The 26,058-nt window shown below is 51.2% G+C and carries 42 protein-coding genes and 1 tRNA gene; 5 read left to right on the plus strand and 38 right to left on the minus strand.

The annotated features are described in order from the left end of the window. The first annotated feature begins 2 nt into the window (after nt 1-2). The 3 genes from purE (at nt 3) to KOO62_03590 (ending at nt 2,139) form a co-directional block, all read left to right on the plus strand. Nucleotides 3-449 carry a 5-(carboxyamino)imidazole ribonucleotide mutase gene (gene purE / locus KOO62_03580; protein ID MBU8933068.1) on the plus strand — a complete coding sequence of 149 codons (447 nt, stop codon included), beginning with the start codon at nt 3-5 and terminating at the stop codon, nt 447-449. 61 nt (nt 450-510) lie between these two features. Then, nucleotides 511-1,422 (plus strand): tetratricopeptide repeat protein, encoded by a 912-nt coding sequence (locus KOO62_03585; protein MBU8933069.1) that lies wholly within the window; start codon nt 511-513, stop codon nt 1,420-1,422. Nucleotides 1,423-1,638: 216 nt separating this feature from the next. Continuing rightward, nucleotides 1,639-2,139: a PTS sugar transporter subunit IIA gene (locus KOO62_03590; GenBank protein MBU8933070.1), complete on the plus strand. Its 501-nt coding sequence runs from the start codon at nt 1,639-1,641 to the stop codon at nt 2,137-2,139. Between the two features lie 17 nt (nt 2,140-2,156). Here the strand turns inward: KOO62_03590 and fba are convergent, their stop codons facing one another. Beyond that, the gene (fba, locus tag KOO62_03595; GenBank protein ID MBU8933071.1) at nt 2,157-3,131 is read right to left on the minus strand and encodes a class II fructose-1,6-bisphosphate aldolase; all 975 of its coding nucleotides are present in this window, start codon (nt 3,129-3,131) and stop codon (nt 2,157-2,159) included. Nucleotides 3,132-3,405: 274 nt separating this feature from the next. Between fba and KOO62_03600 the strand changes: the two genes are divergently transcribed. Further along, nucleotides 3,406-3,690: a phosphoenolpyruvate carboxykinase (ATP) gene (locus KOO62_03600; GenBank protein ID MBU8933072.1), complete on the plus strand. Its 285-nt coding sequence runs from the start codon at nt 3,406-3,408 to the stop codon at nt 3,688-3,690. 49 nt (nt 3,691-3,739) lie between these two features. Then, entirely contained in the window at nt 3,740-6,361 is a 2,622-nt protein-coding gene (gene glgP, locus KOO62_03605) for an alpha-glucan family phosphorylase (protein MBU8933073.1), read from the plus strand. 52 nt (nt 6,362-6,413) lie between these two features. On the opposite strand, the gene KOO62_03610 is transcribed toward glgP, so the two are convergent. From KOO62_03610 to rpsJ, 37 genes are all read right to left on the minus strand, one after another. Then, entirely contained in the window at nt 6,414-7,094 is a 681-nt protein-coding gene (locus KOO62_03610; protein ID MBU8933074.1) for a glycosyltransferase family 2 protein, read from the minus strand. A 46-nt stretch (nt 7,095-7,140) separates the two neighbouring features. Continuing rightward, nucleotides 7,141-7,218, minus strand: a tRNA-Pro gene (locus tag KOO62_03615). 40 nt (nt 7,219-7,258) lie between these two features. After that, complete coding sequence (locus KOO62_03620; GenBank protein ID MBU8933075.1) at nt 7,259-7,612, minus strand: MerR family transcriptional regulator; 354 nt, start codon at nt 7,610-7,612, stop codon at nt 7,259-7,261. Nucleotides 7,613-7,636: 24 nt separating this feature from the next. Next, nucleotides 7,637-8,644 (minus strand): NAD(P)-dependent glycerol-3-phosphate dehydrogenase, encoded by a 1,008-nt coding sequence (locus KOO62_03625; GenBank protein ID MBU8933076.1) that lies wholly within the window; start codon nt 8,642-8,644, stop codon nt 7,637-7,639. After that, complete coding sequence (gene plsY, locus KOO62_03630) at nt 8,637-9,296, minus strand: glycerol-3-phosphate 1-O-acyltransferase PlsY (GenBank protein ID MBU8933077.1); 660 nt, start codon at nt 9,294-9,296, stop codon at nt 8,637-8,639. Before plsY ends, KOO62_03625 begins: the two co-directional genes overlap by 8 nt. A gap of 100 nt (nt 9,297-9,396) precedes the next feature. Then, nucleotides 9,397-9,861, minus strand: a complete 465-nt coding sequence (locus tag KOO62_03635) for a hypothetical protein (protein ID MBU8933078.1) — start codon at nt 9,859-9,861, stop codon at nt 9,397-9,399. Nucleotides 9,862-10,240: 379 nt separating this feature from the next. After that, the gene (rplQ, locus tag KOO62_03640; protein MBU8933079.1) at nt 10,241-10,660 is read right to left on the minus strand and encodes a 50S ribosomal protein L17; all 420 of its coding nucleotides are present in this window, start codon (nt 10,658-10,660) and stop codon (nt 10,241-10,243) included. 16 nt (nt 10,661-10,676) lie between these two features. After that, nucleotides 10,677-11,657 (minus strand): DNA-directed RNA polymerase subunit alpha, encoded by a 981-nt coding sequence (locus KOO62_03645; protein MBU8933080.1) that lies wholly within the window; start codon nt 11,655-11,657, stop codon nt 10,677-10,679. Between the two features lie 32 nt (nt 11,658-11,689). Then, complete coding sequence (gene rpsD, locus KOO62_03650) at nt 11,690-12,319, minus strand: 30S ribosomal protein S4 (GenBank protein MBU8933081.1); 630 nt, start codon at nt 12,317-12,319, stop codon at nt 11,690-11,692. A 41-nt stretch (nt 12,320-12,360) separates the two neighbouring features. After that, nucleotides 12,361-12,756 (minus strand): 30S ribosomal protein S11, encoded by a 396-nt coding sequence (gene rpsK, locus KOO62_03655; GenBank protein ID MBU8933082.1) that lies wholly within the window; start codon nt 12,754-12,756, stop codon nt 12,361-12,363. A gap of 25 nt (nt 12,757-12,781) precedes the next feature. After that, on the minus strand, nt 12,782-13,168 hold the full coding sequence (rpsM, locus tag KOO62_03660; GenBank protein MBU8933083.1) for a 30S ribosomal protein S13: 387 nt from the start codon (nt 13,166-13,168) through the stop codon (nt 12,782-12,784). Between the two features lie 37 nt (nt 13,169-13,205). Continuing rightward, on the minus strand, nt 13,206-13,322 hold the full coding sequence (gene rpmJ / locus KOO62_03665; protein ID MBU8933084.1) for a 50S ribosomal protein L36: 117 nt from the start codon (nt 13,320-13,322) through the stop codon (nt 13,206-13,208). 31 nt (nt 13,323-13,353) lie between these two features. Then, complete coding sequence (infA, locus tag KOO62_03670) at nt 13,354-13,572, minus strand: translation initiation factor IF-1 (GenBank protein MBU8933085.1); 219 nt, start codon at nt 13,570-13,572, stop codon at nt 13,354-13,356. 8 nt (nt 13,573-13,580) lie between these two features. Continuing rightward, the gene (gene map / locus KOO62_03675; GenBank protein ID MBU8933086.1) at nt 13,581-14,330 is read right to left on the minus strand and encodes a type I methionyl aminopeptidase; all 750 of its coding nucleotides are present in this window, start codon (nt 14,328-14,330) and stop codon (nt 13,581-13,583) included. A gap of 23 nt (nt 14,331-14,353) precedes the next feature. After that, nucleotides 14,354-15,004 (minus strand): adenylate kinase, encoded by a 651-nt coding sequence (locus KOO62_03680; GenBank protein ID MBU8933087.1) that lies wholly within the window; start codon nt 15,002-15,004, stop codon nt 14,354-14,356. Beyond that, nucleotides 15,001-16,311 carry a preprotein translocase subunit SecY gene (secY, locus tag KOO62_03685; protein MBU8933088.1) on the minus strand — a complete coding sequence of 437 codons (1,311 nt, stop codon included), beginning with the start codon at nt 16,309-16,311 and terminating at the stop codon, nt 15,001-15,003. Before secY ends, KOO62_03680 begins: the two co-directional genes overlap by 4 nt. Further along, on the minus strand, nt 16,311-16,751 hold the full coding sequence (gene rplO / locus KOO62_03690; GenBank protein MBU8933089.1) for a 50S ribosomal protein L15: 441 nt from the start codon (nt 16,749-16,751) through the stop codon (nt 16,311-16,313). Before rplO ends, secY begins: the two co-directional genes overlap by 1 nt. 18 nt (nt 16,752-16,769) lie before the next feature. Beyond that, nucleotides 16,770-16,955, minus strand: coding sequence for a 50S ribosomal protein L30 (gene rpmD, locus KOO62_03695; protein ID MBU8933090.1), 186 nt, complete (start codon nt 16,953-16,955; stop codon nt 16,770-16,772). Nucleotides 16,956-16,981: 26 nt separating this feature from the next. Further along, nucleotides 16,982-17,449: a 30S ribosomal protein S5 gene (gene rpsE, locus KOO62_03700; protein MBU8933091.1), complete on the minus strand. Its 468-nt coding sequence runs from the start codon at nt 17,447-17,449 to the stop codon at nt 16,982-16,984. A gap of 55 nt (nt 17,450-17,504) precedes the next feature. After that, complete coding sequence (rplR, locus tag KOO62_03705) at nt 17,505-17,879, minus strand: 50S ribosomal protein L18 (protein ID MBU8933092.1); 375 nt, start codon at nt 17,877-17,879, stop codon at nt 17,505-17,507. A gap of 19 nt (nt 17,880-17,898) precedes the next feature. Further along, complete coding sequence (rplF, locus tag KOO62_03710; protein MBU8933093.1) at nt 17,899-18,441, minus strand: 50S ribosomal protein L6; 543 nt, start codon at nt 18,439-18,441, stop codon at nt 17,899-17,901. Between the two features lie 15 nt (nt 18,442-18,456). Then, on the minus strand, nt 18,457-18,858 hold the full coding sequence (gene rpsH / locus KOO62_03715) for a 30S ribosomal protein S8 (protein MBU8933094.1): 402 nt from the start codon (nt 18,856-18,858) through the stop codon (nt 18,457-18,459). A gap of 28 nt (nt 18,859-18,886) precedes the next feature. Further along, nucleotides 18,887-19,072, minus strand: a complete 186-nt coding sequence (locus tag KOO62_03720) for a type Z 30S ribosomal protein S14 (GenBank protein MBU8933095.1) — start codon at nt 19,070-19,072, stop codon at nt 18,887-18,889. Nucleotides 19,073-19,079: 7 nt separating this feature from the next. Further along, entirely contained in the window at nt 19,080-19,619 is a 540-nt protein-coding gene (gene rplE, locus KOO62_03725; GenBank protein ID MBU8933096.1) for a 50S ribosomal protein L5, read from the minus strand. Between the two features lie 12 nt (nt 19,620-19,631). Further along, nucleotides 19,632-19,949: a 50S ribosomal protein L24 gene (gene rplX / locus KOO62_03730; GenBank protein ID MBU8933097.1), complete on the minus strand. Its 318-nt coding sequence runs from the start codon at nt 19,947-19,949 to the stop codon at nt 19,632-19,634. Between the two features lie 16 nt (nt 19,950-19,965). Continuing rightward, nucleotides 19,966-20,331 (minus strand): 50S ribosomal protein L14, encoded by a 366-nt coding sequence (rplN, locus tag KOO62_03735; GenBank protein ID MBU8933098.1) that lies wholly within the window; start codon nt 20,329-20,331, stop codon nt 19,966-19,968. Nucleotides 20,332-20,384: 53 nt separating this feature from the next. Further along, complete coding sequence (gene rpsQ / locus KOO62_03740; protein ID MBU8933099.1) at nt 20,385-20,651, minus strand: 30S ribosomal protein S17; 267 nt, start codon at nt 20,649-20,651, stop codon at nt 20,385-20,387. A gap of 15 nt (nt 20,652-20,666) precedes the next feature. Next, a complete protein-coding gene (gene rpmC / locus KOO62_03745; protein MBU8933100.1) occupies nt 20,667-20,903 on the minus strand; it encodes a 50S ribosomal protein L29 in 237 nt (78 codons plus the stop codon). A gap of 32 nt (nt 20,904-20,935) precedes the next feature. Next, nucleotides 20,936-21,358, minus strand: a complete 423-nt coding sequence (gene rplP / locus KOO62_03750) for a 50S ribosomal protein L16 (GenBank protein ID MBU8933101.1) — start codon at nt 21,356-21,358, stop codon at nt 20,936-20,938. Between the two features lie 6 nt (nt 21,359-21,364). Continuing rightward, a complete protein-coding gene (rpsC, locus tag KOO62_03755) occupies nt 21,365-22,276 on the minus strand; it encodes a 30S ribosomal protein S3 (protein MBU8933102.1) in 912 nt (303 codons plus the stop codon). Between the two features lie 34 nt (nt 22,277-22,310). After that, a complete protein-coding gene (gene rplV, locus KOO62_03760; protein ID MBU8933103.1) occupies nt 22,311-22,940 on the minus strand; it encodes a 50S ribosomal protein L22 in 630 nt (209 codons plus the stop codon). 9 nt (nt 22,941-22,949) lie between these two features. After that, nucleotides 22,950-23,240: a 30S ribosomal protein S19 gene (gene rpsS, locus KOO62_03765; GenBank protein ID MBU8933104.1), complete on the minus strand. Its 291-nt coding sequence runs from the start codon at nt 23,238-23,240 to the stop codon at nt 22,950-22,952. Between the two features lie 20 nt (nt 23,241-23,260). Beyond that, complete coding sequence (gene rplB, locus KOO62_03770) at nt 23,261-24,091, minus strand: 50S ribosomal protein L2 (protein ID MBU8933105.1); 831 nt, start codon at nt 24,089-24,091, stop codon at nt 23,261-23,263. 24 nt (nt 24,092-24,115) lie between these two features. After that, nucleotides 24,116-24,406 carry a 50S ribosomal protein L23 gene (locus tag KOO62_03775; protein ID MBU8933106.1) on the minus strand — a complete coding sequence of 97 codons (291 nt, stop codon included), beginning with the start codon at nt 24,404-24,406 and terminating at the stop codon, nt 24,116-24,118. Beyond that, complete coding sequence (gene rplD / locus KOO62_03780) at nt 24,403-25,029, minus strand: 50S ribosomal protein L4 (protein MBU8933107.1); 627 nt, start codon at nt 25,027-25,029, stop codon at nt 24,403-24,405. The genes KOO62_03775 and rplD overlap by 4 nt, the downstream gene beginning before the upstream one ends. An 8-nt stretch (nt 25,030-25,037) precedes the next feature. Then, complete coding sequence (gene rplC / locus KOO62_03785; protein ID MBU8933108.1) at nt 25,038-25,667, minus strand: 50S ribosomal protein L3; 630 nt, start codon at nt 25,665-25,667, stop codon at nt 25,038-25,040. Between the two features lie 14 nt (nt 25,668-25,681). Beyond that, nucleotides 25,682-25,990 carry a 30S ribosomal protein S10 gene (gene rpsJ, locus KOO62_03790; GenBank protein ID MBU8933109.1) on the minus strand — a complete coding sequence of 103 codons (309 nt, stop codon included), beginning with the start codon at nt 25,988-25,990 and terminating at the stop codon, nt 25,682-25,684. Nucleotides 25,991-26,058 lie beyond the last annotated feature (68 nt).

Below are 26,058 nucleotides of genomic sequence, written 5' to 3' on the forward strand. Positions count from 1 at the left end.
ATATGCCAAAAGCATTGATAATCATAGGTTCGAAATCAGATAGTGAGTACGCACAAAAATGCCGGGAACAACTAAAGATATTTGGCATTGATGCCCAAACAGAGATTTCTTCGGCGCATCGTCATCCCGAGAAAACTGCCCAGCTGGCCAGTGAAGCCGAAGCAAATGGCTTCGATGCTATCATTGCGATGGCAGGTCTGGCTGCCGCCCTTCCGGGCGTAGCAGCTGCCCATTCGCTTCTGCCCGTTATTGGAGTACCATTGCCGGCTGCCCTGGGAGGAATGGATTCCCTGCTGGCTATCGTTCAGATGCCACCGGGTATTCCTGTGGCAACAGTGGCTATTGGTGGTCCCGGAGCCAAAAACGCCGCGGCTCTTGCAGCACGCATCCTCGCCCTGAAATACCCCGAAGTTAAAACAGCAGTGGAGAGACATCGACAAACGTTGTAATCAGCGCGAACCATCAGATAGACAAATGTGTAGAATATTCAGATTATTGAAAGGAAATTTTATGAGTAAGATGAATCAATCAAAAGCGTTCGTTATCCTGACCCTGGCAGTTGCTTTCGCCCTGAACACTATGCTGACTCCAACGGCCAGCGCAGTCTCTGACGAAGCCAAAGAAATGTACAACTCTGGCATTAAGGCCAAACAAGCCGGAAATCTTGAGGATGCGATTCTTGCATACAAGGGTGCTCTGGCATTGGACAAAACCTACGCTGACCCATGCGTCAATCTGGGTGCAATCTATTTTGAACAGAAGAAGTACGACCAAGCCCTTGAGATGTTCAAGGAAGCCACCCAACGCGACAAGTCTCACGCCGAAGCGTTTGCCAATCTCGGACGAGTCGAATACCAGCTTAAACAATATACCGAAGCAGGTTCTTCGTTCTTGACCTCCTTGAAATTGGATTCGACTCAGTCTGACCTCTATAAAGCATTGGGCAAAGTCTACGATAAGCAGAAGAAATATGCCGACGCGATTGCCACGTTTGAGAAATACCACGAACTGGCAGGAGGGGACTATGCTTCCTGGTATCTGCTGGGCAAGGACTACAAAAAAGTCAGCAAGCTGACTGAGGCTGTGGCAGCCTGCAAGAAATCAATTGAGCTCAAGAACGACTATGTCTATCCCCATTCGCTGCTAGGTGGGATATATCTGGGCCAGGAGAAATACATAAGTGCCGCTGGCGAATTTAAGAAAGCCCTGAAGATCAAGCCTAAGGATTACCGCGCTGCCTACAACTATGCTATTGCTATTCAGTCAGAGAGTCCTGATGAATACAATACCAATATCACCAACTGGAACAACTTCCTGAAAATTGCCAAGAACAACCCCCGGGTTAAGAAGACAATGATCTCGACAGCCAATGAGACAATCAACGGTCTCAAAGAAGCCAAGGAGGCTGTCGACCTGCAGTAATACAAGGGTAGGCTTGTCTTCAAACCTACCGCCTTGCTCCACACAGCTGACATCTTTGTTCAACAGAAGGCGGGTTCGAGGACGGACCCGCACTCGTCGCTGAACTGTTCCAAATTCCGAATGTGATGCGAAAAGGTCCTCCCCTATCTATTGACAGCCGCCACTATCCGACATATCATGTCAAGTCGTAAGCGATTGCGGTCGATAGGATTGATAATGAATATTTCGCGTTACATGAGTGAAGCTACCGTACGATTGAAGATGGTTACGGAAGTGTTACCACTCGAAGAGGATCAGTCGAAAGACAAATGGCGCGAACAGTGCAAAGCGCTGGTGCTGTTTGAACTGGTTGACATCCTCGATGAAAACTCCCGCATAGGGAATCGAAACAAGTTGCTACTTGATTTCACCAATCGCGAAAAACAAGCCAGCACTGCGATTGGCTGCGGAGTAGCCTTGCCGCACATTCGATCCAAACACGCCAAAGAATTCATGATCGGTTTCGCCCGATCAGCTAAAGGGTACGATTTTGACGCCCCCGACGGTGAGTTGGTTCACCTCTTTTTTGTCATGGCAGCCCCACCCTACGATGACTCGCTCTACCTGAAAGTCTTCAAATCGCTGGCGGAGATGCTCCAGTACGAGTCTTTCCGCGAGGAACTGATGTCGGTCGAGTCCCCCGGCGAAATCATCCGCGCCATCAGGTCAATGGAATAAACAGCCTAACCATCCCCTCAGCAGAATACTCCCGTATAACTTTGGTTCTCATGGGGACGTGGTTGCCAACCTGCGCGGGACGCACTGCCAAACACACGCATCTTATCCATCACAACAGCTTTGACAGCCTGCCGTGTCGGGGCAAGAATCTTTCGCGGATCAAACAATCCCGGATTCTCTGCGAGCATCTGTCTAACGGTAGATGTGAAGGCAAGCCGGAGGTCCGTATCGATATTGATCTTGTTGATACCGTTTTCGATAGCCTTCCGATAGGCCTCGTCAGGAACACCCTTGGCATCGGATATCTCCCCCCCGTAGCGAGTCAGCTTCTCAGTAAGTTCCGCAGGAACACCACTGGCTCCGTGCAACACTAAGGGTATATCCAGAAGCTTCTTAATGATCGCAATGCGATTGAAATCCAGTTTGGCTTCCTCTTTGAACTTGTACGCACCATGGCTGGTTCCCACTGCCACCGCCAGAGCATCGACGCCGGTTTCTTCGACGAAACGCATGGCTTCATCGGGATCAGTTAGACAAGCATCCTTGGCATCGACTTTGATATTGTCCTCGATACCCCCCAGTCGTCCGAGTTCGGCCTCGACCGTAACTCCGCGCTGGTGAGCATAGTCAACAGCTTCGCGCGTCATCTCTATGTTCTCTTCAAGCGAACAGTGAGAACCGTCAATCATCACCGATGTGAATCCAGCTTCGACACACTCAGTCACCAGTTCCATCGAGGGGCCGTGATCAAGATGTAACACTACCGGCACCGAAATTCGCTCCGCCTCGGCTCTAACCATAGCTACAAGGTTGTGTGCGCCGGCATAGGCGACTCCGTCTTTGGAAGCACCAATAATTACCGGCGAGTTCATCTCTTCGGCTGCTTCCAGTACGGCCTGCGTGAACTCAAGGTTACTTACATTGAACTGGCCGATGGCATAACGGTTCTTGTTGGCATCAGCGTACAAATCGCTCAGAGAAACTAAAGGCATACTACCCCCCGTGGTCACAGGTGAGGTGGACTTTACCCACTGGCGTCAGTCCGTGTCTTGTATTATTATTATTAGTTATCGGCAGGGAGCGCTGATTTCATAAGATGCGGCGGCACAGCTCCTTGGTTTGCTCAGATTCAGATATACTTGCCTGCCGCCAGAACTGAATAACTCCCACGAAGTGCCGACAAGTAGCAATATAAGCAAGAATAATCCGTCTCGGGGAAAAACCAAAGGAGACAGGATATGACTACCAAGCGGCGAAGGATCACGCATGAAAATCGAGTACACGCGAGCACTTCTCAACGCCGCTCTCGACGGATCGCTGGACAAAGTAGAATACAAAGAGGATCCCTTCTTTGGCGTCCAGGTTCCGACCTCATGTCCCGGCGTTCCCGAGGAGATTCTCAATCCGAGAAACACCTGGGCGAACAAAGAAGCTTATGACAAAAAAGCCAATTATCTGGCTGGACTATTTCGCGAGAACTTCCGCCAGTTTGAGGAGCAAACACCAAAAGAAGTTATCGCAGCTGGGCCGAAAACCCCGGAAATGGTATAGCTTGTATCTCCTACTGAAATCCAAATTACTATACAACCAGGAGTAATTAATGCCCAAAGCACACGACACTTTTCGAGTCAAGCCTTCTCTGCCGGACGAACTGCCGGAGATAAATGACATAGCCTACAACCTCCACTGGACGTGGAACCATCAGGCAGTCGATCTCTTTCGTCGTCTGGATCGAGACCTTTGGAACTCGTCTGGTCACAATCCGGTCAAGATGCTGGGAACCATCAAACAAGATCGCCTGGCACAGGCAGTCACCGATGATGGTTTTATGGACCAACTGCACCGTGTGCATCGTGTTCTTCAGGAGCACATCACGGGTAAGACCTGGTTTGAAGAAAAATACGGCCGTAGTGATTCTACCAGTATCGCCTATTTCTCGATGGAGTTCGGCCTGACTGAATGTCTCCCCATCTATTCCGGGGGTTTGGGCATCTTGGCTGGCGATCATCTAAAATCAGCGAGTGAGCTTGGACTGCCATTGGCTGGAGTGGGATTGCTCTATCAGCAGGGGTATTTTCAACAGTACCTCAATGCCGATGGGTGGCAACAAGAAACATATCCTGACAATGATTTCTACAATCTCCCTATCCAAATGGAGACCGATACCAGCGGCGCACCGATTGTGATCGATGTTCCATTCCCTGATCGACTGGTATACGCCCGAGTCTGGCGGGCACAGGTTGGACGCATACCACTCTACCTGCTGGACACCAATATCTCGCAGAACCAACCCAAGGATCGCAGTATTACTTGCCAACTATATGGTGGTGATCAGGAAATTCGTATCCAACAGGAAATGGTGCTGGGTATTGGGGGCATGAGAGCTCTGAGGCAAATGGGAATTCACGTTCATGTTTGCCATATGAATGAAGGGCATGCGGCCTTTATGGCTCTGGAGAGACTCAGGCACCGCAAGGAAAAAGATGGTTTATCAACGATAGAAGCACTGGAGGTTATCCGCGGGGGTACATTCTTCACCACGCACACGCCGGTTCCGGCAGGCATTGATGAATTCCAACCGGCACTGGTCGAGAAGTATATGGGACCAATCCTTGACAGTACCGGTATGAATCATTCTGAATTCATGGCTTTGGGTCGAAGGAATCCGCGAGACCGCCAGGAGCCGTTGAATATGGCGTTGCTCGCTCTGAGAACAACGGCCTCGGCCAACGGCGTCAGTCGTCTTCACGGACAAGTGTCACGACAAATGTGGCATGATATCTGGCCTGGCGTTCCCGAGGATGAAATCCCCATCGGCCATGTTACGAACGGTATTCACACCCGTTCGTGGACATCACCTGAGATGACCGAGCTTCTTCACCGATATCTTGGTCCAAACTGGCTCAAGAAACCGGCTGATGAATCGATATGGAAAAGAGTGGAAAGGATTCCCGAGGTAGAACTGTGGCGAGTCCACGAACGTCGCCGGGAGCGACTGGTTGCTTTCACACGTCAACGACTTGGGGAGCAATTCAAGCGACGTGGAGCAAACGCTGCAGATATCGATCGCGCCCATGAGGTGCTGAACCCGGAGGCCTTAACCATCGGATTTGCTCGACGCTTCGCTACTTACAAACGTGCTTCTCTCCTGCTTCGCGATCCGGAAAGATTGAAACGACTTCTGAGCAATCCAGACCGGCCGGTGCAATTTATTTTTGCCGGCAAAGCTCACCCACGCGATAACGAAGGCAAGGAACTAATCAAACAATTGGTTCACTTCTCACGCGATGCCGGAGTACGCAACCATATCGTTTTCCTTGAGAACTACGATATTAATGTCGCCCGCTACCTTGTGGAAGGTGTCGATGTATGGATGAATACTCCTCGGCGTCCTATGGAAGCCAGCGGCACCAGCGGTATGAAAGTAATACCCAATGGTGGACTTAACCTTAGCGTGCTTGACGGTTGGTGGGTCGAGGGTTTCGACACCGACACCGGCTGGGCTATTGGCGCCGGCGAAGATTATGACGATCCGCAGTTCCAGGACGAGGTCGAAAGTAAGGGACTATATGATGTGCTGGAGAACGAAGTAGTACCTCTTTTCTACGACCGCAACGGGAGCGACACTGCTCCTCGCAAATGGATTGCCATGATGAAGAGCTCCATGATGAAGCTCGGCCCCACATTCAGCTCTAACCGAATGGTCCGTGAGTATGCCGAGAGGTTTTACATGCAGGCCCACCACAACTGGGACCGATTGTCGGACGATGAATATGCCCGGACCAGAGAATTGGTAAAGTGGAAAGAGCATATCACCAGCAACTGGAATGGGGTCAGCATTGAACGCACCCAAATGCACAGCGATGACGCCGTAGTTGGAGTGGCTCTCAAAATCGAAACCGAAGTCTGCCTGGGAAATTTGTCTCCGGAGGACGTACAGGTGCAGATTTACAGCGGTCCTACGGGAGTGGATGGCGATATTGTAGACCCGACGATTGAAAATCTCAAGCATATCAAGTCCTCAACGGCCGGTTGCCACACTTATGAAAGCTACCTGGCCTGCGATGAGAGTGGCCTGTTCGGATACTCAATAAGAGTGATACCAAACCATCCGGATCTAGTGGACAATTTTGGTCTTCAGATGATGCGCTGGGTAGATGATGTCATCAAACAACCAACGATAGAAACTGAGAAGGTGACTGAAGAAGTGGGTTCTATCTAGGAGACGATTGATCACTGAAACGAAAGAGACCCATAATACGGCTCCATCAATATCACGCCCAGATACGTTTCCAGATTTGACGTACGAATCGCCCCGTATCTACGAACGGATTGATGTACGAATGGGAGCCTTCGTACACGGTAGAGATCGGTACTTCGGCCATTGTCACCCCGGCCGCCCCCGCACTGAAGAGCATCTCCGACTCGAAGTCATAGCGCACCGAGCCTAGCGGTATTGACCGAAGTACATCCGTCGGAATTAGTCGAAATCCTGATTGACTGTCCCGCACTCGCTGCGTTGAGAAAATCGAGATAATCATAGACGTAAGGTTGTTGGTCAACCAACGGGCAAGGGGCATGATTTTGAGTGTCATATGGCGCGTACCAACGATCAATCTCCGCCCGTTATCAAGCGCGAAGAATCTTGGAATTTCTTCGGGCAGATGCTGCAGATCAGCATCGATCGTAAGAACCGACCGATAACCTTCCTTTATCGCATATTCAAACCCGGCCATTAGAGCGGCCCCTTTCCCTCGATTCTCAGAAAACGAAATGTACTTCACTCCGAGACGGCGAAGAACTTCGAGAGTGTCATCAGTGGAACCGTCATTAACCAGCAGCAGATTGGAATCACAAACGTATTTCAAACATCGGGGGACGAGTTCATCAAGATATTTCTCGGCGTTGTAAGCGGGAATCAGAACCAGAATACTGTGTCGATTGAAGCTGGACATAGATCAAAATATGTGGTTATTGCCGATCGAGACAAGATTGAAAAAATGGTCGGAGCGAGCCGATTTGAACGGCCGACCTCTCGCACCCCAAGCGAGTGCGCTAACCAAACTGCGCCACGCTCCGACACATTAGCGGGCGTAAGTTAGCCAATTATGCTCGAAATTCAAGAGAAATCTTTGAGGATCCCCTCAACTTCCCGTCGTATCTGGCCAATAAGAGTTTTGGCCCGCGCCGATTGAAAGACCGATTTTTTCTGCTCACTGTTGCGTCTCATAGTCAGTTTGTTTCGAGTACCGGCAATCGTCAGTTTTTCCTTGGTACGTAAATACTTGATCCGATTGATGATCTCAATATCCTTGCGGGTGTATGTTCGATTTCCACCCCTCCCCTTCTTCGGTTTCAGAGTCGGGAACTCTTTCTCCCAATAGCGAAGCACATACGGCTCCAGCGCGGTCATCCGTGCCACCTCGCTGATGGAGTAGTACAGTTTTTCATTGGCATTCTTTTTTGGGCTCATGCTGTTCTCCCTTCACTCACGACTTCATCGCCAAATTTCCGACTTCAGTTGTCGCCCCATGAGTTCCCCCACCGCATCAGACGGTGGTTTGTTTTCAAATAGAACCTGATACACTGCCTCTGTTATAGGCATCTCAACCTGGTGCAGTCGGGCTAACTCTCGACCCGAACGAGTTGTCTGCACACCTTCGGCCACCATAGACATCCCAGCCAGAATATCATCAAGCGTCTTGCCACGACCAATCTGATCCCCCACATACCGATTACGACTGTGTTTCGAGGCACAGGTCGTTACCAGATCACCAACACCTGAAAGACCGGAGAAAGTCAACGGCTCGGCACTCATGGTCGCACCAAGGCGACCTATCTCTGCCAGACCTCGGGTAATCAAAGCCCCAAGAGTATTGTCGCCCATACCGAGTCCAGCAGCTATGCCGACAGCAATGGCTATTATATTCTTGAGCGATCCTCCCAACTCAACTCCGATCAGGTCACTACTTTCGTAGACTCTGAAACTGGAATTGGAGAATACAGACTGCAGTCGTCTTACCAGTTCGGCACCGGTTCCAGCCGCCACCACCGCAGTCGGCAGGTCGAGGGTCACTTCCTCGGCATGAGACGGGCCGGAAATAGTGGCGATCTTGTCAGCCGGGAAATCAAGAACATCAGACACTACCTGTGACATCCTCTTGAGGGATCCTGTTTCTATCCCCTTGGCCAGATTCACTACTCCCATAATGTCCGGATGGGGAGATCCAAGTCGCTCAAGAGCTGATCGAAGATATTGTGACGGCACAGCCAGTACGAGAAGGCTACATCCTTTGACTGCCTCGTCGATGTCGTTGGTGATCCCGATATCATCGGAGAGATGACACCCGGGGAGCTTGTCAGGATGAGTACGATGCTGCAACAATAGATCGTAATCGGTACGGTTGAATTCCCATAAAGTAACACTATGATCATTGCCATGAAGCAATCCGGCGATAGCCAATCCCCAAGACCCGGCTCCCAGTATCGCTACTTTCTCAGCCATCTGAATGAGCCTCCCTCGATCGTACCGAACGAGTGATTTTGCTCTCGGTCCCGGCTATCAGTCGCACTATGTTCTGACGATGAGTGATGAAAATCAGCAACACCACAATACCAGCCATCCAAACATAAACGGCAACAATATCGCGACCCAAAAGGTACTTCTCTGCGGTCACTATCAGGAAAAACGACAGGGCCGCAGCCATTGAACTCAGAGAAACATACTTTGTTATCACCACTACGATTCCAAAAACAGCCAGACTAAGAAGCGTCTCAAACGGTAGGAGTGCAAGCATCCCGCCCAGGGCCGTGTTGACCCCTTTGCCGCCCTTGAAGCCCAGATAGACCGGGAATACATGCCCCAACACAGCGGCCAACACACATATCAAAAGAAAGGCATCTCCCGATACCAACTCCACTTCGTAGTGCCCGAGAAACTGGCGAGCCAGGAATACCGCAGCCAGTCCCTTGGAAACATCACCGATATAAACCCATACTGCTGCCTTGTAGCCGACAATGCGCCCAACATTGGTAGCACCTATGTTACCCGAGCCATGAGCACGAATATCCGCGACACCAAAAAGCCGAGGAACCAATAGACCGAATGGAATGGCTCCCAGCAGGTAGGAGGCGGTTATGGGTAATAGTGTTAACATTTGGTTCTTTCGTAGGTCAGGTTGCTTGCAACCTGACAGCGGGACTGGACCCCAGCTTTCGCTGGGGTCACAAGAACCTGGTAGTCTTTGGTAACAGCCTTCACTCAGTAGCGATAGAGTCGTCCGGCACCAGGCCGGAATCCGGCTGTACAACTTCCTGCGTTTCGAGTACCATGTCGCCCAATTCAGGATACAGACCAACCAACATCTCGATATACTCGTCCACTTCGTCCGCATCGATGTTTTCGTCTGAGACTAGAGGCTGCAGAGACTGCATGAACAATCCTACTTCCTCAGTTGCAATCTCCTCGTCCGCTTGCAACTTCTCAATGAACGCATCCGTAACAGCGAACACTGCGATAGTATCGACACCATCGGCAGGATTTTCAGCAATCATTGTCCTGACACCGCTGATCATGGTCACAGCCCCATAGCGAGCCAAGGCATCACGATTCATGTAGCAAGTCACTCCGGCGATTGCAACCAACACGACCAGTACGCCTGCGATGATAAGAGCCACCAGGCAACCCTTGGACATCCCTTTCCTCTCAACCTGTTCCGTCATATCCCCTCACTTTCCGTTTTGTGAGTTAAGATCTCTTATCCTGTTATGCTAATTCATACCAATGCAACTACTTCTCGCAAATGGCTAACATCCGAGTTTAATTAAGTATAACAAGCTCCGGTGAGCTTCGCAAGGGAAAGAAAGTCCGAAGCCAAGCGAGAATACACGTCATCGCGAGCCCGCCCTTGGTGGACGTGGCGATCTCATGCACCCCCTATTCCTAGCAATCGAGATTGCCACGTCATTCCGACCTCTCGGTCTTCACGCCTCACAGCAATGACCTTATCAACAAACCCGCTCGCCGGTGTGAGCGGTGATTTCACAACAAAAGGCCCGCCGGTAGGGCGAGCCTTCTGGATATTCGTGTAACCTCAGAGGTCTATTTCTTAGCCGCTGCAGCTTTCTTGGCTTTTTTGTCCTTCTTATCGACCTCTACCTTGGGCGGAGGAGTCAACAGCTCAACGACCGACATCGATGCGCCATCACCACGCCGGACCCCCAGTTTCACCACGCGCGTGAAACCGGAATCACGATCCTTGAAATGGGGTACGATTTCGGCAAACAGCTTTTTGAAAACAGCCTTCTGGCGAATAGTCCGTGCAACCATCCGCTTGGATGTAAGCGTATCCTTCTTCGCGGTGGAAATAATCCTATCCACGATCGGTCGCAGCGCCTTGGCTTTCGCATCCGTAGTCTTGATAACACGGTGTAGGAACAATGACATGGCCATATTAGACAGCATTGCTTCCCGATGCGACTTGGTACGTCCGAGTTTCTTTATTTTATCTCGATGTCCCATTTCTAGTCACGCAATCTCAGGTTTGTGGTTCAACGTACTTGGACACATCAATACCGAACGAAAGCCCCATCTCATCAAGGATAGTGCTAATCTCGTTAAGGGATTTCCGTCCAAAGTTTCGGTACTTAAGCATCTCTGATTCGGTCCTGATGACCAAATCCTGAATAGTCTGAATATTGGCCGCTCGCAGGCAGTTCGACGAACGCACCGACAATTCCAATTCGTCAACGCGCGTATTGAGAAGATTGCGAACTCGTAAGGTCTCCTCATCCTCTTCAACTTCTTCCTCGACCAACACTTCCTCATCCATATGGATGAACAATTGCAGATGGTCCTTGAGCAGCTTGGCACCGTAACTCAGAGCATCCTCTGGAGTTACTGAGCTATCGGTAGTGACCTCCATGACCAAGCTATCGTAGTCGGTCTTCTGCCCTACCCTGGTGCTCTCGACGTGATAAGCAATCTTGGTAACCGGTGAGAATAGCGAATCAACAAAGATCGTCCCGGCCGGGGCGTCGGGGCGTTTATTCTGTTCGGCCACGAAATAGCTGCGCCCGGCATCGATATCAAGTTCCAACTCGAACTCAACATCTTCAGTCAATTCGCAAATGTGCTGCTCAGGATTGAGAATGTCGATTTCGGGGTTAACTTCAATGTCTCCAGCGGTGAGCTTACCCTTGGAATTCGTCTTCAGCGTCAGAGTGCGCATGTCATCACAGTGCATCCGAATCCGAAGCTTCTTCACATTGAGTACGATCTCAGTAACATCCTCATAGATGCCCGGTACTGATGAGAACTCATGCAAACATCCCTTGATGCGCATCGAAACAACGGCCGCTCCCTGAATAGAAGACAGGAGAACACGGCGTAACCCATTACCCAGGGTCGTACCATAACCTCTCTCGAGGGGTTCAATTATGAACCTGGAATAGTTTTCTGTCGACGACGATTGATCGTTGACGACTTCTTTCGGCATTGTAAGCGGTTTCCACTTCATACTGCGACAAATCCTCCCAAAGGGATGCTTCCTTACTTGGAGTACAACTCCACAACCAACTGTTCGTTAACTGTTAGCGGGATGTCCATTCTCTTAGGAACTTCAATCAGCTCGCCTTCAAGTCCGGCTTTGTTGAGCCGTAACCAGGGATATTGATCTCCCCGTCCCACATCCTTGAGGGCAGCATGGATCAGGTCAAGATTCTTGGACTTATCCTTGATCTTGATAACCTCACCCGGTTTGATGCTGTACGCCGGAATATCTACGATACGACCGCCAACAGTCACATGACGATGGCGCACCAACTGGCGAGCAGACTTGCGGGAAGGTGCAAAACCAAGCCGATAAACAACGTTATCCAGCCGTGCCTCGAGCAACTGTAGCAGGATTTCACCGGTGACACCACTCCTGCGGTCAGCCTTCTTGAAGTAATTCCTGAACTGCTTTTCCAGAACGCCATAGATACGGCGAATCTTCTGTTTTTCTCTCAACTGCACACCGTAAGGTGATATCTTCCGGCGAAGATTCCGGCCGTGCTGGCCGGGTGCATACTGACGCCGCTCAACAGCACACTTATCGCTGAGACAGCGAGTGCCCTTCAAAAAGAGCTTCTCTCCCTCACGACGACAGAGCTTGCAGTTGGCTTCACGATAACGAGCCATTAAGTCTCCTATACAAAATCAAATCCGTTATTCCAAATCAATCATACACGCCGGCGCTTGGGCGGGCGACAACCATTGTGCGGGATGGGCGTGACATCTTTGATAATCGAGATGTCCAGGCCCGCGGCGGACAAAGAACGGATCGCTGCCTCACGGCCAGATCCGGGTCCTTTAACCCACACTTCAACCCGTCGTAGTCCCATGTCCATAGCCTCTTTCGCGGCCGCGGTCGAGGCCTGCTGGGCGGCAAATGGAGTCGATTTTTTTGACCCCTTGAATCCTACTCGACCGGCACTGCCCCAGGCAATAGTTTTGCCGGTGTTGTCGGCTAATGTAATAATCGTATTGTTAAAGGTAGCCTTCACATGCACCACGCCATTGGCATCAACCTTGCGTGATTTCTTACGTGATTTACCTTTTTTCTTAGCGTCAGCCACTTATCACCTCAAACGAATAAAGGAACTACTTCTTGCCCACCGGCTTTCTCTTCAAACCACCAATAGCTCGACTTGGTCCCTTACGGGTACGGGCATTGGTCTTTGTTCGCTGACCGCGAACCGGCAGACCACGCCTGTGACGGAGTCCACGATAACTACCGATATCCACCAGGCGCTTAATGTTCATCTGTATCTCACTGCGAAGCTCACCTTCCACGTTGTAGTCATTCTCGATGACTTTACGCAGCTTGGTAACGTCTTCGTCCGTAAGCTTGTTAACCCGCAGATCGGGGGAGATTCCGGTTTTCTCCAGAATCGCATCGGCCGCAAAAGGTCCGATACCGAAAATGTACCGCAGCCCAATCTGAATACGCTTGTCTTTGGGTAGGTCAACACCAGCTATTCTGGCCAAACCACTCTCCTTGCTCTATTCACTAACACTTCTTTTCTCAACCTTGTCGCTGCTTGTGGCTGGGGTTCCTGGAGCAAATTACTCGCAGAACACCTTTGCGCTTGACAATCTTGCAGTACAAGCAACGCTTCTTAATCGCCGAACGAACTTTCATAACTTCCACCAATCAACCGCAGCAGGAAGGCCTACTTGTAACGGTATGTTATACGTCCTCGACTCAAATCATACGGCGACAACTCCATAGTGACTTTGTCACCCGGCAGGATTTTGATGAAGTGCATCCTCATCTTGCCAGAGATGTGCGCCAGAACTACATGGCCATTGTCCAACTCCACTTTGAACATGGCGTTGGGCAGTGTTTCGATCACCTTACCTTCAACTTGGATGGTCTCTTCTTTGGCCATAAGCTCCGTTATGCTATTGTCAAAATGTCTGCGTCACCACCAGCAGTGATGACAACCGTATGTTCAAAATGTGCTGACGGCTGTCCATCAGCAGTTACTTCCGTCCATCCGTCGGGCATCGTCTTAACGTCGGCGGTACCCATGTTGATCATCGGCTCAATGGCCAGTACCATACCCGCCTGCAATACTGGACCGTCATTGGGTAACCCAAAATTGGGTACCTGGGGATCCTCGTGCAATTGGCGGCCGATACCGTGACCAACCAGACGACGGACAACACCATACCCCTGGCCTTCAGCAACCTGCTGGACGGCCGATGATATGGCGCCTAATTTATCATCTTTTCGAGCTTTGTCAACTCCCGCCATCAGAGATTTTTTGGTCCATTCCATCAATTTGGCTTTCTCATCAGAAATCTCGCCCACAGCAAAGGTGCGCGCGGAATCGCCATAGTAGCCATCTACGATAGAACCAACATCAACCGACACAATATCGCCAGACTTCATTACTCGCTTGCCGGGGATGCCGTGAACAACCTCTTCGTTAATTGAAATACAAGAGGCGGCAGGAAAACCCTGATAACCCTTGAAACCTGGTACAGAGCCTTGAGAGCGGATGCACTCCTCAATGAGACGATCCAGTTCAGATGTAGTCATTCCCTCAAGATCAGTCTCACCGACTAAATCAAGAACCCGGGCGACCACTTTGCCTGCTCGGCGCATTATTTCAATCTCTTCCTTACTCTTCAAATTGATCACGGCTGTTGCCACCAACTATCTCGCTAACCCTTCACCACCTTGAGCAAATCCTCGAAGACACTCACCGGCGCTTGTTCGCCAGTCACTTCGATAAGGATTGATTCCTGGCGGTAAAAATCTTCAATGGGCTGAGTCTGCTTCTTGTAAACCTCGAGGCGGTTTCGCACTACCGATTCCTCGTCATCAGGGCGACGCTGCAACTTGGCACCATCGTCATCACAAACACCTTCAGCCTTTGGCATATTCGACGGATGGTTGTATGTACGCTGACAGGTTGGGCAGAACCATCGGCCGGAAAGTCTACGGACAACTTCTTCGTCCGAAACCTGCAGTAAAACAGCACCTTCCATTGTCATACTGTTCTTAGCGAACATCTCCTTGAGGCTCTCAGCCTGGGGAACGGTGCGCGGGAAACCATCAAGGATAAACCCGTTGCTCAGCGTTCCATCTGCGACCTTCGATTCAATCAGACCAATCAGGAGGTGATCCGGCACCAACTCGCCACGTTCCATAAACTCCTTGGCTTGTTTGCCCAGATCGGTACCTGCCTTTACTGCATTGCGCAACAGGTCACCGGTAGATAGATGCAGGATTCCTAACTCGGCAGCTAGTTTCACCGCCTGAGTACCTTTGCCCGACCCTGGAGGGCCAAGAAAAATCATATTCTTCATCACATCGACCTTCCTCTGATCTTGCCCTTCTTCATAAACCCATCGTAGTGACGCATCATTAGATGCGACTCGATCTGTTGCAGAGTATCAAGCGCCACACCGACAACGATTAGAAGACCAGTGCCACCAAAGAAGAAGTTCACATTGAATCTCCCGATTAACACCCATGGCAGTACAGCAATCGAAGCAAAGAAGATTGCCCCGGGAAGAGTGATTCGGGTCAGGATTCTTTCGATATACACAGAGGTGTTCTTACCCGGACGAATACCCGGGATATACCCACCGTTCTTGCGCATATTATTGGCGATTTCCATCGGGTTGAATACAATCGCCGTATAGAAGTAAGCAAAGAAAACGATAATCAAACCATAGATAATCGAATACCACAGACCTCCGGGTGCCAACCAGACTGCCACCAGGTTCTGTACCCAATCAGTAGTAGGAAACAACTGAGCTACCGTGGATGGCAGAAACATAATCGACTGGGCAAAGATGATCGGGATAACACCAGCTGAGTTAACAGACAGCGGCAGGTGAGTTGCAGCACCTCCGAACACTTTGCGGCCCACGACTTTGCGAGGATACTGGACCGGTATTCGACGTTGCGCACGGGTTACCAGAATAACCGCAGAGATCACCAGAAGCATCATAGCCAACATAGCTATGGCAACGATGAAGTCGCGGCTGCCGTGCCAGACCAGCATCGTCTCTTGAACAACAGCGTCTGGGAAACGAGCAATGATACCAATAAAGATGATGAGCGAAATACCGTTGCCGATGCCTCGCTCAGTGATCTGTTCACCCAGCCACATGATAAAAATCGTGCCACAGGTAAAGGTCAGAATAGTCAGCGGGATAAAGGCCGCCGTATCCATATGGACAGCGGAGATACCGGAGCTGGCTTTGACCGTAGACAGGTAGCTGGCTGTTCCCCACGCTTGAAGCGCAGCGATCAGAACCGTAAGATAACGCGTATACTGCGTGATCTTACGACGACCTTCTTCACCCTCACGTTGCAAGCGCTGCAGATACGGAACTACCGCACCCATCAGCTGCAACATAATGGAAGCACTGATATAGGGCATAATACCAAGGGCAAAAATAGCCGCCTTGGCGAATGCTCCGCCCACGAACAGATCAAAAAGTCCAAAGATGGTGTTGTTTGCCAGGACAGAGGCCAGGATATTCCCGTCAACACCGGGAGTTGGAATATGACCGCCAATCCGATAGACAACCAGCAGGGCAAGGGTGTAGAAAATCCTTTTCCTTAGTTCTTCGACCCTGAATATCGACCTGAAGGTTTCAAGCACTAGACCACCTCGGCCTTTCCGCCAGCCTCTTCCAGTTTGGCCTTCGCCGACTTACTGAAACGGGCCGCCTTGACTGTAAATGCCTTATCGACATTCCCATTGCCAAGAATCTTGACGGGGATATTAGGCTTTCTAATCAGCCCGGCCGCCTTGAGTGTCTCGATCGTTACTTCGCCCGGCTCACATCGTTTGTTGAGTTCGTCGAGGTTCACAATCTGGTATTCCTTGCGGAAGATATTAGTAAACCCAAACTTTGGCAGCCGACGATGCAGCGGCATCTGTCCGCCTTCGTGTCCAGCATACTTTTTGAAACCGCTCCGAGAGCCGGCTCCCCCATGACCACGTCCCGAGGTTTTTCCCCGGCCACTGCCGGTACCGCGTCCCAGACGTCGACGGTTTTTCTTGGAACCCTCGGGTGGTTTTAGCGTGTGAAGATCCATATTAGCCTCTCACCCAGCTTAGTCTATCTCTTCTACTGTCACCAAATGCAGCACAGCCTGAACCATACCGCGAATCTGCGGTGTGTCGTTGTGTACTACAGTACGATGCAACTTGCCCAATCCCAGCGCCTTGATAGTGCGCTTTTGAGGTTCGATGCGATCGATGGTGCTTCGAATTTGTGTTATCTTCAATTTGGCCATCAGTAACTATCCTCTAACGAGCGTCGCCCTTAGGCTTCAGTTCGCTCTTTGAGTTCCTGTTCTCGTGTTCTCAGTCGTCCCAAGCCATTCAATACAGCCTTGACTACATTGTGTGGGTTACGACTGCCCAGCACCTTGGCAAGGATATCCTGAACCCCCAGTGATTCAAGGACCGCACGCACCGGACCACCAGCAATAACACCGGTACCTGGTGAAGCAGGTCGCATAACCACCGTTGTGGCGCCAAAAACGCCATCGATCCGATGTGGGATCGTACCCTTGATAAGGCTGATATTGGTCATACTTCGGCGAGCTGTCTCGGAACCCTTACGGATCGCATCAGCTACTTCCGGAGCCTTGCCATGACCGACTCCGACTTTACCTTTTTTGTCGCCGACAGCAACCAGAGCAGTGAAGCTGAACCTTCGTCCACCTTTGACTACTTTAGCCACGCGCTTAATAGTTATGACCTTTTCCTCGAACTCGAGGTTGTCCATGTCAAAACGTGCCAATCTTTACCTCATTAATATGTCTAACAGACCACTTACTTTTCTAAAACTTGAGACCGCCTTTACGAGCGCCATCAGCCAAAGCTTTGATCCGCCCATGATAGGCGTGTCGATTGCGATCGAACACTACTGTTTCAATACCTTTGGCTTTGGCCTCGGCGGCGATAATTTCGCCGACCTTGAAAGCTACCTGGCTCTTGTTCTTGTCAGCTTCAATATGTTCAGCTACATTCTTCGAGTTGGAGGAAGCTGCTACCAGAGTAACTGCCTTCTCGTCGTCGATGATTTGAGCAAACATATTATTGAGCGATTTGCACACTGTCAAACGAGGTCGATCAGCTGTTCCGGAGACTATTCCGCGTACTTTGCGGCGTCGCCGCATCGCTCGTTTTGCCTTCTGTATGTTCTTATCAGCCATTGTTCATTCCACTCTTTACTTAAGCGCCTGCCTTCTTGCCAACCTTGGATCGCACGTGCTCGCCGACGTACCTGATGCCTTTGCCCTTGTACGGTTCGGGTTTGCGCAGGGAACGGATCTTGGCTGCCAACTGGCCTACCATCTGCTTATCGGTCCCGGTGATAATCAGCTTATTCTCCTTAGGTATCACCTCAATCGTGACTCCCTCCGGTGGGGACACAACGATAGGGTGAGAATAGCCCAGATTCAAAATCAGGGTGGAGCCTTTCATCTCACCTCGATATCCGACTCCGATAATCTGCAGCTCACGCTTGTAGCCTTCGGTAACTCCAATCACCATATTGTTAATCAGAGACCGTGTCAGGCCATGTAAGGCACAATGGTGTTTCTGATCCGATGGTCGGGTCACGTGGACTTCATTATTCTCGACTGCGGCTGCCATTTCGGGGTGAATATTAATCGAGAGATTACCCTTGGGGCCACTCACTTTGACGGTATGACCGGAGACATCAACTTTTGTCTTATCCGGTACCGGTATTGGCTTCTTGCCAACTCGCGACATCTTACAGTCCTTTCCCTACCAGCACCGTAACACCACTTCGCCGCCAATCCCCTTCTGGGCAGCTTCGAAGTTGGTCATCACGCCGGACGAGGTCGATACTACCATGATCCCGCGGTTGTTAAAAGTTGACTGGCGTACTTCATTTGAATCGAAATACCTGCGTAGTCCCGGTTTGGAAACACGCTGGATTCCTTTCAATACCGCACGGTCATCTTTCACATAGCGGAGATAAATACGGAGAATACCCTGTTTGTTGTCGGGCAACTCCACCATGTCTTTCACGAAGCTGTACTCCTTTAGGATTCGAACGATCTCCCGCTTCAAATTGGAGGCGGGTACATCCACGGCGGTCATTTTCGCCTTGGAACCATTCCGAATCCGTGTCAGAAGGTCAGCAATTGGGTCAGTCATGCTCATCTAATACAACTCCCACTCAGTACGAATACTACCAACTGGCTTTGACCACGCCCGGGAGTTCTCCCGCCAGCGCCATCTGCCTAAAGCAAATACGGCAAAGCCCGAAGCGACGCATGAAAGCTCGCGGCCGACCACAACGCCGACACCGACTGTACGCCCGCACCCCAAACTTAGGTGTGCGGCTTTGCTTCTCTAACAGACATTTCTTTGCCATACGACTCCTACTTGCGGAACGGCACCCCCATCGCCGCCAACAGCTGCCGACCTTCATCGTCGGTCCTGGCTGTAGTGGTAATGGAGATATTCATACCGCGTACTTTATCAATCTTATCCAGATCGATCTCTGGAAAAATAAGCTGTTCCTTCAAACCCAGATTATAATTGCCACGTCCATCAAACGCCTTGGAACTGACACCCCGGAAATCACGGATGCGCGGCATAGCAATGCTCACCAGGCGATCCAGAAATTCCCACATTCCATCACGCCGTAGCGTAACACAGCATCCAATCGGTTGACCCTGGCGGAGCTTGAAGTTCGAGATACTCTTGCGGGCGCGCGTGATCAACGGCTTGCGTCCAGTGATCTTACTCAGATCGGCTACAGCGGCATCAAGCGTCTTGGAGTTTTCAACGGCCTCTCCCACACCAATATTGACCGTAATCTTGGTCAGGCATGGGACTTCCACAACCGATTTATACCGGTTCTCCTTGAACAGCTTGGGCGCTACTTCTTTTTCGTATTTGTCTTTCAGCCTTGGCATAGCAACGCTACCTCAAATCTCTTCGCCCGTCTTACGGCAGATACGAACTCTTCGCTTCCTGCCGCCCTCGGTAATAACCTTGGTGGTAATCTTGGTCGGGCCGCCCAGCGCGGAGCTGTACAGCGCGACATTGCTTACATTGATAGGACCTTCAATAGATATGATGCCACCCTTGGGTGACTTCTGGGTAGGGCGCTGGTGCTTTTTCTTCATACACACACCTTCGACCACCACTCGATTCTTGGCCGTATCAACATACAGGACCCGACCTGTCTTTCCGCGGTCCTGACCGGTTCTGATATAGACGGTATCGCCTTTTTTTATAAGCATTTCAATCCATTCCCCGCTACAGTACCTCGGGGGCGAGGGAAACTATCTTCATGAATTTTTTATCTCTTAGTTCACGCGCCACCGGTCCGAAAATACGGGTTCCACGTGGCTCCATCTGCTCATTGATGATGACGGCAGCATTATCCGCAAAACGAATCAGCGAACCATCCTTGCGTTGCAGGGCCGTTTTGGTCCTGACTATGACCGCCTGACAGACCTCGGATTTTTTCACCGTCCCGCCGGGGATAGCTTCCTTGATCGTCACCACAATAACGTCACCAACTGAAGCACCGTGTCGAATGCCACCGAGAATACGGAAGCACATGGCTTTCTTGGCACCGGAGTTGTCGGCGACATTTAGAATAGTGTATTCCTGAATCATCTATCTTCCATCCTTGCCAATCACAAGAGTATGCTGCTGTTTCTGGCCTGATCCTACTTGGCCCGGACGACCACTTCGATCAAACGCCAGCGTTTGGTGGCCGAAAGAGGCCTGGTTTCCATTACCCGGACAACATCACCGATACGGGCATCGTTTTTCTCATCGTGAGCGTACAGCTTGGATGATGTCCGATATGTCTTCTGGTAAAGCGGATGCCGCATAGTACGATCAATCCGGACCACAATGGTCTTGTCCATCTTGCCCGAAACCACCTTACCCTGTCGCACTTTGCGATCATTTCTGTTTTTTGTTTCCGTCATCAACAAGTCCTCAGCCTACTTATCCTTTTTTTCGTTTGCACCGGACTCGGTCAAAATACTCGTAGCACTTTCGGCCAGCTTCCGGATACCCATCTCATCCTCAGCGAGGACAGTTCTTATTCTTGCCAGTTCTCGCCTTACAAAGCGGATCCGGAGGGGGTTGTCAAGAGCCTTAAGGGACTTGCGCATTCGCAAGTTAAACTGCTCGTCGAGCAGGTCGCCCTGTTTCTGTACTATTTCGTCGCGGGTCATCTCCCGTAGTGACTGTATTTTTAACACCACTCTTAAACTCCTTCCGTCTCAGCCCGTGTGACGAACTTGGTCTTCAGCGGCAGCTTATTGGCTGCCAGCCGCATCGCCTCGCGCGCCATCAACTCGGAAACACCTTCGATCTCAAAGAGGATGCGGCCGGGCTTGACCACTGCCACCCAATACTCTGGGGAGCCTTTTCCTTTTCCCATGCGAGTCTCAGCAGGCTTTTTCGTCACCGGTTTGTCTGGGAATACCCGTATCCATACTTTTCCGCCGCGCTTAATAGACCGCGTCATAGCAATACGAGCCGCTTCGATCTGCCGATTGGTCATCCAACATGGCTCAAGTGCCTTAAGTCCGAATTCACCAAAATTTACAGCTGATCCACCCTTGGCTTTACCCCTCATACGGCCGCGCTGCTGCTTGCGATACTTGACTTTCTTGGGCATTAACATGGGATATTACTCCGCACCTTGCTTAGGGCCACCGCCACCGGTGGGGCCGGGTTTTTTCTTCGGAGCAGGGGCATCACCAGATGGACGGTCCGTCGGGCGTGGGCTTGGAGCATCAGGTCGACGACCCTTTGGCTCAGCACCACCGCGCGGACGACCAGCACGACGCACGCGGCCACGAGGTCGTTTGTTACGGCCCCGGTCACCACCACCATCACGTCCACGTCGCTGACGGGTCGGAGGAGCGGATTGCTGCTGCTCAGATTTGTCTTCACCGGAGAGATGCTTGGCTCGATCCAGAATTTCACCGAGGCAAATCCATACCTTGACTCCAATAGTACCGTAGGTAGTATTGGCCGTCGATGTAGCATAATCGATGTTAGCTCGCAAGGTATGCAGGGGCACGCGGCCATCATGGTATTTTTCAGTTCGAGCGATCTCATGGCCACCCAGTCGTCCACCACATTGTAGCTTGATGCCTACCGCACCCATCTTCATCGTAGCAGCCAGCGACTTCTTCATCGCCCGGCGAAAGGCAATCCGGCCTTCGAGCTGACGGGCAATCGAGTCTGCAACCAATTGGGCACTGAGCTCAGGCTTACGCACCTCAACAATGTTGAGCATGATGTCTTTCCTGGTGAGCAACTGCAATTCACCTCGCAGCTTGTCAACCTCGGCACCTTTGCGGCCAATTACGATTCCCGGACGGGACGTATGGATATCCACCGTCACCTTTTTGGGAGCACGCGAGATCAAGACCTGGGCAATGCCGGCATTATCCAGACGCCTGCTAATGTACCGCTTGATCATCATATCCTCGTACACCAGGTCGGCATAATTCCGATCTGAAGCAAACCACCTGCTATTCCAGGTTCTCGTGATGCCGAGGCGTATCCCTACCGGGTGAGTCTTCTGTCCCAAGCTACTCTCCTTATTTCCTTACTGAACACATTGCCTATTTGTCTGCCGATTTGCTCTTAGGCTCGGCTTTCTTCGAGGCAACTGGTTTTTTCGTCTTAGCGGCCGACGCTTTTTTTGTCGGCTTCTTATCGGTCGCTTCTTTCTTGGAAGCGGTCTTGCTTGCAGTGGCTTTGCCAGTTGCAGGCTTTTTGGCTGGAGCCTTCTTCTTGGCCGGAGCTTTCTTCTTAGCCGGGGTCTTGGCAGCAGGTTTGTCTTCTGCCTTCTCGGGTGCACTAGCCTTACGTTTTGACGGCGCCTTGGCTTGCTCCTGCTGCTCCATCTCTGCCTCCAGAAGAACTGTTAGGTGGCAGAACCGCTTGCGAATGCGGAATATCCGTCCCATCGACTGGAACCGGATACGTTTGGCCGTCGGGGCCTGATCGACCGAGATATCCTTAATAAAGAGGTCTTCTGGCCGGAGGCTGTCTGTTCCTTCAATCGATAAAGCATTGGCGGCCGCCGATTTCACCGTTTTTGCCAGATGATGAGCGGCAATACGAGGCGTAAAGTTAAGCACGTTGAGCGCTTCCTCAACCGGCATACCCTTCACCATATTGGCTACCAGACGCATCTTGCGCGGTGGGATGCTAAGATACAGCAGTCGGGCGGTTGCAGTTACTAACATGGCTCAACACTATCCTTTCAGAGACGAGGAACGCTCTGCCAGTCTGCCGCCGTGCCCGCGATAGGTGCGGGTCGGGGAGAACTCACCAAGTTTGTGGCCCACCATAGTCTCAGTAATGTAGACCGGGATGAACTTATTTCCGTTGTGTACTGCCACCGTATGTCCCACAAAGTCGGGCGTAATAGTGGAGCGTCGCGACCAGGTTTTCACAACCCTCTTGTCGCCGCTATTGTTCAGTGACTCAATTCGGTAGGCCAACCGGTCTTCAATAAAGGGGCCTTTTTTAAGTGATCGTGGCATCTATACGTACTCCATCGCAATTATGATTTCGATCTGCGATCCTGGACCAAATGGTCGTTGGATTTGCGCTTACTGCGCGTCTTGTAACCTTTTGTCGGCTTACCCCAAGGTGTACAGGGATGGCGGCCACCGGAACTACGTCCTTCACCACCGCCCATAGGGTGATCCACCGGGTTCATCGCCACACCACGAACCGACGGACGCCGACCGCGCCAGCGTGAGGCACCGGCCTTGCCCCAGACCACATTCTTGTGATCGACATTGGAGACCTGACCGATTGTGGCATAGCAAATAATAGGGACCGTGCGGACTTCACCGGACGGCATTTTCAGAATAGCTTTCTTACCTTCCTTGGCCACCAGCTGCACAAATGCACCAGCCGAGCGAGCCATCTGCCCACCTTTCAGCGGCCGCATCTCAATATTGTGGCAGAGAGTACCAAGTGGCATCTTACCCAACGGCATTGAGTTCCCAACCTTGACCTCAACGTCTTCTCCAGACATCAACTGGTCGTTGACCTTCAGGTCAGCCGGAGCCAGAATATACCGTTTCTCTCCATCAATGTAATGGAGCAACGCAATCCGTGCCGAGCGGTTAGGATCATATTCGATTGAAGCCACCCGGGCCGGAATATTGTGCTTATCCCGTTTGAAATCGAGGACACGGTAATGACGTTTGTGACCGCCACCGCGGCACCAGGCCGTTACCCTGCCCTTATTGTTGCGTCCACCGCTTTTGCGCAGAGGTCGCAGCAATGACTTTTCGGGAACCGTAGAAGTAATCTCCTCGAAAGAAGAAATCGTACGAAACCGAAGGGATGGTGTTACCGGACGAAACTTTTTGACAGCCATGGCAGATTATACCTTCATTCTCTACTAATTCTCAAACATGGTAATAGATTGACCCGTTTTCAACCGTACTACGGCCTTTTTCCAGGTAGGGGTCTTGCCTTGATTGCGTCCCATTCGCCGAACCTTGCCCGGCATTATCATCGTCCGCACCGTAGCCACCTTGACACTAAACGCCTGCTCAACAGCGGCTTTGATTGCGTACTTATTGGCACGCTTATCAACCTCGAAAACATACTCATTATTGGCTTCTCGAAGCAAGGTCGAACGTTCGGTATTGACCAGAGTTCTAATTATCTGACGGGGGTCATAAGTCATTTGAACACCTCCCCTGCCTTTTCTAAACCGGCTTTGGTGAAAATCAGGTAGTCGGCATCAAGGACATCGTAACCATTAGCCAGAGAAGCCCGTCCGTACTTGACCTTTGGAATATTCCGACACGACAGGGCCAATTTCTCGTTGCGGCCTTCGTCAAGCACCAGACACTTCTTGCTGCTCAGATCCAGCTTGGTTAGTATTCCCACCACCGCTTGAGTCCTGATCTTGTCCAGTTCTATCTGATCAAGAACCTTGATCCGCTCGGTACGTGCCTTGTCGGAGAACACGGACTGCATAGCGAGTTTTCGCATCTTGCGTGGCATACGCGACCCATAGGAACGAGGGTGAGGACCAAATGAGATACCACCACCACGCCACAGGGGCGAGCGGATAGTGCCGGCTCGCGCCCGGCCAGTACCCTTCTGGCGCCAGGGCTTACGACCGCCACCACGAACTTGACATCTAGTCTTGGTGCTGGCGTTACCCTGCCTCTGACGAGCCAGGTAATTGACTACATACTGATGAACCACGCCCTCGTTGGGTTCTATCTCAAACACACCCGGGGCCAGGTCGACAGTGCCGACCTCTTGTCCATCCTGATTGTATACTTTCACGTTCATAATCACATCCACTACTTAGGGCGGTTGGACTGTCGGATTGTCACCAAACAGCCACGGTTACCCGGTATCGGACCCTTGACCAGCATGAGATTTTCGTCCTTAATGATCTTCACTATCCGCAAATTCAGCGTTGTCCTAGTATCCTTACCCATGCGGCCGGACATCTTCATCCCTTTGAATACCCGCGACGGGTAAGATGACTGTCCAATAGAACCAGGGGCACGCCAACGATCTGACTGACCATGCGTCTTATTCGCGCCACTAAAATGGTGTCGCTTCATGGTACCTGCGAAGCCGAGACCGCGCGAAATACCTGTCACATCCACTCGCTCACCTTCTTTGAACAGATCGACTGTCAGGACGGCGGCGGGCTCTATCTCCGTATCCTCACTGCTGATTTCACGCAGATACTGAGTTGGCTCCACTCCGACCTTCTTGAAATGACCGGCCATAGGTTTGTTGATCCGACTCTTGCGACGCGTGCCAAACCCGACCTGAAGCGCGTCATAGCCGTGCTTCTCCATAGTCCTCCGTGATATCACGGGACAAGGGCCTGCTTCGATGACAGTTACGGGGATAGCATCTCCCGATTCCGCGAAGATCCGGGTCATGCCGATCTTTTTGCCAAGTATCTCCTTCATAGCTACCCTTCCTGTCAGGTCTTTATCTCCACGTCCACACCAGCCGGCAAGTCGAGTTTCATTAACGCATCCACAGTCTGCGGCGTAGAATCATAAATGTCTATCAGCCTTTTGTGAATACGGGTCTCGAACTGCTCGCGTGATTTCTTATCAACGTGAGGCGAGCGCAGTACTGTGTATACCGTCCGTTTGGTCGGCAATGGCACCGGGCCAACTATCTTGGCACCGGTACGCAACACTGTCTGAGCGATCTCCTTAGTCGATCGATCCAGCGAGTAGTGATCATAGGCTTTAAGCCTGATACGTATCTTCTGCACGTTCATGACGTCACTAATCCCTTATTCTACAATCTCAGCGACGACGCCGGCACCTACTGTGCGGCCTCCCTCGC

The sequence above is a fragment of the Candidatus Zixiibacteriota bacterium genome (genome assembly GCA_019038695.1).
GTDB lineage: Bacteria > Zixibacteria > MSB-5A5 > GN15 > FEB-12 > B120-G9.